Annotated in this window: 5 protein-coding genes; all 5 read left to right on the top strand. The window is 46.4% G+C overall.

What is annotated here, in order from left to right; genetic code table 11:
- Positions 1-1,689 (top strand): phosphoenolpyruvate--protein phosphotransferase (ptsP, locus tag QVA83_RS12665; protein ID WP_287498517.1); only part of this gene is annotated, 1,689 nt, incomplete at its 5' end.
- Positions 1,690-1,692: 3 nt separating this feature from the next.
- Positions 1,693-2,499 carry a sulfite exporter TauE/SafE family protein gene (locus QVA83_RS12660; protein WP_014975612.1) on the top strand — a complete coding sequence of 269 codons (807 nt, stop codon included), beginning with the start codon at positions 1,693-1,695 and terminating at the stop codon, positions 2,497-2,499.
- Positions 2,500-2,503: 4 nt separating this feature from the next.
- Positions 2,504-3,316: a prolipoprotein diacylglyceryl transferase gene (gene lgt, locus QVA83_RS12655; protein WP_014978255.1), complete on the top strand. Its 813-nt coding sequence runs from the start codon at positions 2,504-2,506 to the stop codon at positions 3,314-3,316.
- Between the two features lie 8 nt (positions 3,317-3,324).
- Positions 3,325-4,158 carry a thymidylate synthase gene (locus tag QVA83_RS12650; RefSeq protein ID WP_014948183.1) on the top strand — a complete coding sequence of 278 codons (834 nt, stop codon included), beginning with the start codon at positions 3,325-3,327 and terminating at the stop codon, positions 4,156-4,158.
- 9 nt (positions 4,159-4,167) lie between these two features.
- Positions 4,168-4,850: response regulator (locus tag QVA83_RS12645; protein WP_287498516.1), on the top strand; the 683-nt coding region annotated here is incomplete at its 3' end.

The raw sequence follows: 4,850 nt of genomic DNA, 5'->3' as shown, positions 1-4,850 counted from the left end.
AAAAACTGGGTCGTAAAGCGCACGCAATCTCCTCAAGATCAAATTCAACTCTATCGCAAAGGGGTTGAAGTTACGCGAGGTCATGTCGATGCGTTATCGAAGCGGTTAGATGACGGCATTCCCGACGATGTTAAATCCATTTTTCAGCTATATCATCATCTGCTAGATGCCAACAGCCTTGGGCGGGAAGTAGAAGAAAAAATTCGCCAAGGTTGGGATGCGGCGTCTTCATTAAAAATGGTTGTAGAAAGCTATGCCGCACGCTTTCAAGCAATGGACGACCCTTACATGCAAGAGCGTGCCATTGATATTGTCGATTTATCCGACCGTATTCTTGCTAACATTTTGTATGAAGCGAATGGCAAAAAGGTTACTGAAAAAACAATAACCGAAGCCAGTATTCTCGTAGCTGATGAAGTCTCAGCGCCTATGCTTGCCGAATTTCCAAGAGGTAAGCTAAAAGGCATTATTTCTATTCGCGGTTCAAATAACTCTCACGCGGCAATATTGGCTAGAGCCATGGGCGTGCCTGCAGTGATGGGCTGTCAAAACGTTACGCCAGCACTACTCGAAGACAAAGAGATTTTGCTTGATGGGTATTCAGGCGAGGTCATTGTATCGCCTGAACGTAACATCAAGTCTGAATTTATACAGCTCATTGAAGAAGAGTCGGCCATCGCAGAGAAAATTGACGCCGAGGCTGATAAACCTTGCGAAAGTGTTGATGGCTGTAGAATGTCTCTTTATATCAACGCTGGCCTTTCAGCTGAAGTCGAGCTAAACGCTGAACAAATTGGCGCGGGTGTAGGGCTTTATCGCACCGAGATCCCCTTTATGTTACGCGAGCGTTTTCCTTCAGAACAAGAGCAAGTAAAGCTGTACCGCCAAGTGCTTGAGGCCGCGCCTTCATTGCCTATCACTATGCGTACTCTCGACGTAGGAGGCGATAAGCCACTACCGTACTTCCCAATTAATGAAGAAAACCCATTTTTGGGGTGGCGAGGCATCCGCCTAACCCTTGATCATCCAGAAATTTTCTTGGTTCAGGTTCGCGCCATGCTGCGTGCAAGTGTAGGCCTAAGCAATTTGCAAATTATGCTGCCTATGATCTCCACCGTATCTGAAGTGCAGGAGTCTAAGCGGCTAATTAATCAGGCATATTATGAAATTTGTGATGAGATTGCAGAGTCAGGACAAACGTTAACCAAGCCTAAGTTAGGTATTATGCTAGAAGTCCCGTCGGTACTTTATCAGCTACCTCAATTAGCAAAGCACGTGGATTTCTTTTCGGTAGGCAGTAACGACCTGACCCAATATCTGCTCGCGGTGGATAGAAACAATACGCGGGTGGCAGGGCTCTACAATAGCTATCATCCTGCGGTATTAGGGGCGCTTTACGACGTGGTTCAAAAAGCCAATCAAAATCAAGTGCCCGTAACTATCTGCGGTGAAATTGCAGGTGAGCCAGCTGGAGCATTACTGCTAATGGGAATGGGTTATCGCCGCCTAAGTATGAACGGCTTTAACTTAAGAAAAATAAACTGGCTTATTAGAAAAGTCACGCTGGATGAATGTAAGCAGTTACTGTCATTGGCGCTCACCTCTGTTAGCCAAGAAGAAGTTTTTGTGCACTTGAATCAATATCTTGAAACCAAGGGCCTGGGAGGCCTTATCCGAGCAGGTGCTTAAGGAATGGATCCGTTAGTTGTAATAGTTCTCAGCTGCCTTATTTTAGGTTCTGTGGTAGGTGTTCTGGCGGGTATGCTGGGCATTGGCGGTGGGCTTATCATCGTTCCTGTGTTGTCGTATTTGCTTATACATTTCATGGGAATGACCACTGAAACCGTAATGCCTGTCGCTATCGCTACCTCATTATCTACCATCATCTTCACAGGAATGTCGTCGGCCTTCGCGCATTACAAGCTGGGTAATATTCAAAGGCATGTTGTGCTTTACACAGGCTTAGGTATTGCTTTTGGCGCATTTGCCGGAGCTCAGGTAGCAAGCCATATTTCTGGTGAACTGCTTAAAGATGTGTTTGCGGTGCTGGTTATTTTGATTGCGATGCAGATGATATTTGGTAAGCAAAAAGCCTCAGAAAATGACGCATCAAAAGGTACGCTTGCGACTGTTGGTGGTGGAGCTGGCTTACTAAGTGCACTTATGGGGATTGGTGGCGGTGCATTATTGGTACCTGCGCTGGTATGGTTTCGTGTTAATGTACGGGCGGCAATTGGCTGTGCTGCCTTTTGCGGACTTATTATTGCCGTTTTTGGTACCACGAGTTTTATTGTGGCCGGTTACAATGCGATAGATGTACCAGAACATAGTTTAGGTTATGTGTATTTACCTGCAACAGCTGGTATTGTTGCCACCTCTATGTTTACCGCAAACATAGGTGCAAAGCTTGGGCAGCGAGTAAATGTTCGTGTGTTAAAAGCGATGTTGGCGTGCTTACTCGTGTTGGTGAGCATTAGAATGATTTTAGGAATTGAATAAAGTAATGGAACAGAGCAGTTATCTGGTATTTCCCAGTATCGACCCCGTTATCTTCAGTGTCGGTCCGTTAAGTGTCCGCTGGTACGGCCTTATGTATTTGGTGGGCTTTATCGCCGCGTACCTATTGGCACAAAAGCGTCTTTCACAAACCAACTGGAGCCGTGAGCAGTTAAGCGACCTGCTTTTCTGGAGCTTCGTTGGCGTAATATTAGGCGGTCGAATAGGCTATGTGCTTTTCTATCAGTTTGGTATGTTTCTCGACGATCCCTTGTACTTATTCAAAATTTGGGCTGGTGGAATGTCCTTCCACGGCGGGCTTTTAGGGGTGCTAACAGCCTTATTCTGGCGCGCCAAGTGTATGAACACGACCTTTCTTCGACTAGGGGACTTTGTTGCCCCGTTAGTACCCATCGGCTTGGGTGCTGGACGCATAGGTAACTTCTTAAACGCTGAACTTTGGGGGCGTAGCACCGATGTGCCTTGGGCGGTCATTTTCCCCAACGCAGGTAATATCCCCCGTCACCCATCACAGCTTTACGAGTTTGCGCTTGAAGGCGTACTACTCTTTATTATCCTATGGCTATATTCTGCCAAAAAGCGTCCAGTAGGGGCGGTCAGCGGCTTGTTCTTACTTGGTTACGGCACCTTCCGATTTATCGTTGAATACTTCAGAGAACCCGACGCACATATTGGCTTATATCAAATGGGACTAAGCCAAGGGCAACTTCTTTGTTTACCTATGATAGCTTTAGGAATAGGATTAATAGTCCGTGCTTACATGCGCGGAAAAGACCATGTTGAACAGCAAAAAATATAAGAATAACGATGAAAGAATATCTCGCTCTAATGCGCCATGTACGTGATACGGGTGTGAAAAAGGAAGATCGAACTGGTACAGGTACGTTAAGTGTATTCGGCTATCAGATGCGTTTTAATTTACAGGAAGGTTTCCCCTTGGTGACAACAAAGAAGTGTCACCTTAAATCCATTATTCACGAACTACTTTGGTTTCTTAAAGGCGAGACAAACATCGCTTATTTGAAAGAGCACGGTGTGAGTATTTGGGACGAGTGGGCTACCGAAGAAGGCGAGCTTGGTCCGGTTTATGGACACCAGTGGCGCAGTTGGGATCGCGGTGATGGCACATCGGTAGACCAGATTGCCGAAGTGGTTGAGCAAATCAAAAACAATCCAGATTCTCGTCGACTTATCGTTAGCGGCTGGAACCCTGCGGTACTCCCAGATACCAATTATTCTCCCAAAGAAAATGCAGCGATGGGCAAGCAAGCATTGCCACCTTGCCATACACTTTTCCAATTTTACGTATTAGACGGTAAGCTTAGCTGCCAGCTTTACCAGCGAAGCGGCGATATTTTCTTGGGTGTTCCTTTCAATATCGCAAGTTATGCTTTACTGACCATGATGATGGCGCAAGTGTGTGATTTAGAGCCCGGCGATTTTATTCATACGCTAGGCGATGCGCATTTGTATTCAAACCATCTTGAACAGGTAGAGTTGCAGCTAAGTCGTGAGCCTTTCGAGCGCCCAACTATGGAAATTAATCCTGAGGTGAAAGATATCTTCGGGTTTTCCTTCGACGACTTTACGCTTAAAAATTACCAGTCACACCCACACATTAAAGCCCCTGTTGCCATATAAGGAGTTACCATGAGTACTCCTATATTGATATGCGACGACTCAGGTTTCGCAAGGCGCCAGATGGCGCGCAGTTTACCTGATGGATGGGACGTGGATATTTCGTTTGCCGAGAATGGTGAGCAAGCCCTCGCGCTTGTTCGCGAAGGCAAAGGCGATGTGGTGTTTCTCGACTTAAACATGCCGGTAATGGACGGTTATCAAACCATGGAAGCCATTCGCCAACAGGATCTTCCTTGCTTGGTAGTTGTCGTTTCCGGTGATGTACAAGCGCAAGCGCGAGAAAAAATGCTCGCTCTTGGTGCTCTGGATTTCATAAGAAAGCCAATTGATAACGAAAAACTCAGCCACATCCTAGCCTCTTACGGGATTTACAGTGGCGAGACGCATTCTTCTGGCGCGAGCTTACAAAAAGCGCAAGACGATAGCGACTCAAATGCCGTTTTAGCCAAGCGCCAGATGAGTAAAGAAGATCAATTAGACGCATGCCGTGAAATGGTCAATATTGCCATGGGGCGTGCGGGTGAGAATCTTGCTCAACTGCTAGGCGAGTTTATTGATTTGCCTATCCCAAACGTCAACTTAATTGAAAGCAATGAACTGTCTATGGCGGTTGCGGAAATTAACCGTAACGACAGCGTGTCGGCAGTTTCAAAAGGCTTTATTAGTGAAGGTATAAGCGGCGAAGCGCTGGT

It is taken from the genome of Alteromonas sp. AO-Serp, from assembly GCF_017849675.1.
Lineage (GTDB): Bacteria > Pseudomonadota > Gammaproteobacteria > Enterobacterales > Alteromonadaceae > Alteromonas > Alteromonas macleodii.
This window is presented reverse-complemented; position numbering and strand designations above follow the sequence as displayed.